The organism is Sphingobacterium shayense (assembly GCF_013179575.1).
GTDB lineage: Bacteria > Bacteroidota > Bacteroidia > Sphingobacteriales > Sphingobacteriaceae > Sphingobacterium > Sphingobacterium shayense.
Genome location: NZ_JABMCQ010000238.1, coordinates 1 through 4551 on the forward strand (window position 1 = coordinate 1; position 4551 = coordinate 4551).

Here is a 4551-nt window from a genome sequence, read left to right on the forward strand (position 1 = left end):
TGGAAAGGCGGTTATGCAATGGAGACATGGACACATTCCATAACGGCTCATCAATTTCTAGCCTTCTGTTCTGCCATCCCCTGATTAAGCACCATACTTTTCCCTCACGCTCAAGGATTATGTTAGCGACAGCAAACTCATCATTTAAATCCGTAAGCTCACAACTGCAATCGAATTCCCCTGCTTGATCGTCCATATCGGCAAAAAATTCAATTTCCTTAATTTTAACAGGAAAAGCAATCCGATCTTTGGACAAAGTAAGCTGCAGCCATAAGCCGAACAGTTGTCCTGCATTATCGAGCAGTGATCCTTTGCCGCCATTTCCTTTGATCCGTCCTGTTATTCCTTTGGTGCCAACTGCTGCCACCTCTACAATGCCCTGATATGCCTCTCCATGAAACAGATGCTTCTCATAGATTTCCTCTGGCGTCCGGGTAATAGGTAAAAGGTCACCAATCATGCAATTTACCGTTGGAGCAGGTACCGATGAGCCGGTTAATAAAACTTCCGCGCTGGCGAAGTTTTCAATATCAACATAGGCATGGTTCACGTCCAGCCACTCACCCTTCACCGTTTTTTCAAACGAATTTGCCACGTTCATCCATTGAAACACGCTTACGTTCATAATTTTATGAACCCGTGTATTCTGCGCCTCGCCCTGTGCTATTTCTGCGAATACCTCAAAGATCATAGTCATTGGGATGACGGGCTCCATATCGGCGATATGGGGCCATCCAGCAGGTTGCCTGAGCAAACTATGATCGATTAAATAAGGATGACTCTTTAAATTGACCTGTAATAGTTTTGAGAAGGATTCCTGGGTTAGCATTGGTGTCTTCTCAGTGCGCATAGCTAGCTGGGTTTGATTTTGAAACAAACTCAAAACTTCATTCTGCATGCTAATCATATCGGCGATATTCTCCTGAAAGGCCTGAACTAAGGGGTGATCCGTACTTCGCGCTACCACGGGAAGCGGATCCGCTTTTCGTTCAGCGAGGCGGCTCCCTAGCGCTTTCACCTCTTCAAAATCACGAACTATTGGCGAACCAAACTCTAAGGTGATACCCTTTCCTGCCCTCTTTTGTACCGGATTCTGTACGTTCAGGAAATCGATCGCAACGGCTTTGCCTTCAACAAACAATGCGGCAACCACCCGCTGCAGTTGAGCAAATGCGGAACGCGTGACAACGCTCGATGCTAAAGCGCTATACGATTCTCCTTTTAAGGTATCATCCACAAAGCCGACCAAACCGCCTGTACCAACTTGGATAAAGAACCGCGCCCCCTGATCGTACAATTTTCCGATTAGCTCTCTAAATCGAACAGGTTGAACCAAGTGTTCAGCGCTCAATTTTCGAATCTCCTGCAGTCCCGAAGGATAAGGCGCAAGCGTCGTAGCGGACCACAAAGGAATCTTCGTTTCTTGAAATTGAATATTCTCCATACCCGCCAATATCTCGTCGAGTCTCCCTGCGACAAAAGGGGAATGAAATCCAGATTGGAAAGGTAAAACCTGATGGAATATTTGCTTTGATTTTAATAGCGGAATTAATTCTTCCAGCGCCGTATTACTACCGCAAAGAATCACTTGGTGCGGGCAATTGTCGATCGAAAGATAGAGATCGGGAATATGTTCAATCAATGGCGTAATTTCAGCAAGTCCTATACCAATTGCAATAAACTTGGAATCCCTTAGCTCGAAAGTCGTGGGATTAAGATTATCAATTAAGCCTTGGACCGAACTGGCGTCAGCAAGCTCCGAGGAATATGCTGCCAACCACTCGCCGAGACTATGTCCCGCATTCATATCCGGAACTATTCCAAGCTTTTTCAATGCGCCATCTAGAACACTGCATGAGTTGAAGACTCCGAGCGCCTCACTTAACAGTCCCTCCCCCTGTGTTGCTATAGGACTTGCGATCCCAAAATACTTGCTCACGCTGTCCACCTCCCCCTTTCCTAATCCATCTAAACCCGGAAAAATAAAAGCTATTTTCCCTTCTTCCAAAAGCAGGGGCTCGGGGGTAAACCAAATATCCTGTTTATTTCGCCAAGGATTGTTCCTGGTTACAATCTTGATCGCCTTTTCAATCCGCTGGGGGGTGGGGTCGAAAATGGCAATTCGATATTTTCCCTCTCCTATCGATTTCTCTCGGTTATGCAAAGCGGCTAACAATTCATCCTGGGAGGCTCGCGCTAACAATAGGACAGGATCTTTTTTAGGGGCATCGTACCCCTGAAGCACAACGTGTGCATTAATTCCGCCAAAGCCAAAAGCATTTACGGCAGCGATTTTGGGCAGGCCTGTCCGCGACCAAGATGTAGCTTCCTGCACCGGAGCAAACCGTGTAAGCCCCATCTCGGATGCGGGAGTTTCACAATGCAAGGTAGGAGGCATGATATCATGATACAGCGCCAGACAGGTTTTAATTAATCCTGCGATTCCTGCGGCAGGCATCGCGTGCCCTATATTAGATTTAACGGACCCTATCCCCGCTAAAGGCAGCTCCTGCTGTTTTCCAAAAAATTGAGCTAACGTTTGGAGTTCCGTTTTATCCCCCAGCGGCGTGCCGGTGCCGTGCGCTTCCAGGTAACCAATCTGCTGCCTATCAATATCCGCAGCGACCCACGCCTGCTCCAATGCCTGAAGCTGTCCTTTCACCGATGGACTCATAACGCTTGTACCATTGCCATCGCTGCCTACACCAGCGCCTTTAATGACAGCATAAATCTTATCGTGGTCCCGGACAGCATCTTCTAGCCGCTTTAAAACGACAAATCCACAACCCTCACCAATAAGCAGTCCGTCCGCATCTTTACTAAACGGCATAATCTGCTGCTTTCGCGACAAAGCGCCGAGCTGCGTAAAAATACTCCAAAAAGCGGCATTCTGCCCAGTGTGCACCCCACCGGCGACCACCATATCGCACCGTCCTCTGTGAAGTTCCTGCAAGGCATGATCCACTGCAATCAATGCGCTCGCACAGGCAGCGTCTACGGTAAAGGCAGTGCCGCCCAAATTAAAACGGTTCGCCACTAACGAGGCTACTAAATTAGGGATTAAGCCCATAGCGGTATCCGCTCCAAAGCGCCCTTTCCGCTCTTGGTAGGCCCGCTTAACTTTTTCAATATCTGCCGCAGGGATCTCGGGTAATAGTTCCTTCAGTAGCGAAGATATCTGTTCCCCCGTGCGTACGATCTCGATCGCACGCGTTGCACCCGGGCCAGCATAGTTTCCCTTTCCGATGATAATCCCCGTCTTCTCTAGTGATACCTTTTTATCGAACACACCAGCATCCGCTAGCGCCTTTGCAACCAAATCCAGCGTTAGCAAATGATCTGGCTCGGTGCCCTGAGCAGCTATCGGCAATAGACCGAACATTGTCGGATCGATTTCGTGCTCTGGAATAAATCCTCCACGCCCGCAATAAAAACGATCGACAGAGTTAGCCGAATCGCTAAAATGTACCGGATCTATCCGGTCTCCAGGTACAGGTCCTGTTGAATCTATTTTGCCTATAATATTTTGCCAGAAAGTTTCGGCATCCGGTGCTCCCGGGAACACACAAGACAATCCAATTACGGCCACATCTGATTTCTTCATGCTGCTGTTATACCGTAGATTACCATTTATCGCCCGACATGATTAACACTTGACTTTCCGTCCCATACATTAGCTCGTTGAGAAAAGCCCTCTTTCCTTCTTCCAGCGGTATTAAAGAAATACCCCTGCGCGCGTATTCTGCCTCGAGCGCTGGGGAAACCATCCCCGCACCTTTCCAGGGTCCCCAATTGATAGAGATTGCTCTCCCGTTTATACGTTTATTTAATACGAAGGCATAATCATCTAGAACGCTGTTTGCCGCAGCATAATCCGTTTGCCCCTTATTTCCATAAACGGAGGCTATACTCGAAAACAGAACAACAAACTGGCAATCCGAACGCAGCTGCTCGGCAAGTATACGCATCGGCTTTACCTTCGTATCGAACACTCTGCGAAATGAATCTACCGTCTTTTGTTTAAAAAGCTTATCTTCCAAAAGGCCCGCCCCGTGGACAACCCCGTCGAGGCGGTCGTATTTTTTGTAGATATACGCTAACAGTTCGGCTACTCCATGCTCATCGGTAAGATCAAGCGATTTGTAAACAACCGTACTGCCCAGTCGTTCCATTTCCTGGATAGTAGTTAAAATTTGGTTGTTTTTAAAAATACGGACGGTCTCCTTTTCTATTTCCGCAGCGGAAGTATATACGCCAGACTTTATGAGATGGGTTCTAATCTGGGTAGGAGTGTGCATCTGTCCAGTCTGTGCAATCTGCGTCTCCGTCGTGAGCTCCTCGCGCGGGTCTGCCGACCGTCCTACCAGGATGTATGTACAAGGATAGGCCTGAGAAACATGTTTAACAAGTTCAGCAGTTATCCCTTGTCCCCCGCCAAGAACTAATACCACGGACTCTCTATCTAACCGAATGCCTGGAGCACCAGTAGACAGTAAAGCAGGCACAAGATCTATCGCATAGCGCTGCTCATTCTCATAAACCGTTTCGACC

2 protein-coding genes are annotated in these 4551 nt (G+C 47.9%); both read right to left on the minus strand.

What is annotated here, in order from left to right:
- On the minus strand, window positions 1-3604 hold a 3604-nt coding region (locus tag HP439_RS17950; RefSeq protein WP_172391709.1), incomplete at its 3' end, for a type I polyketide synthase.
- Between the two features lie 19 nt (window positions 3605-3623).
- The coding region (locus HP439_RS17955) for an SDR family NAD(P)-dependent oxidoreductase (RefSeq protein WP_172391710.1) at window positions 3624-4551 on the minus strand (928 nt) is incomplete at its 5' end.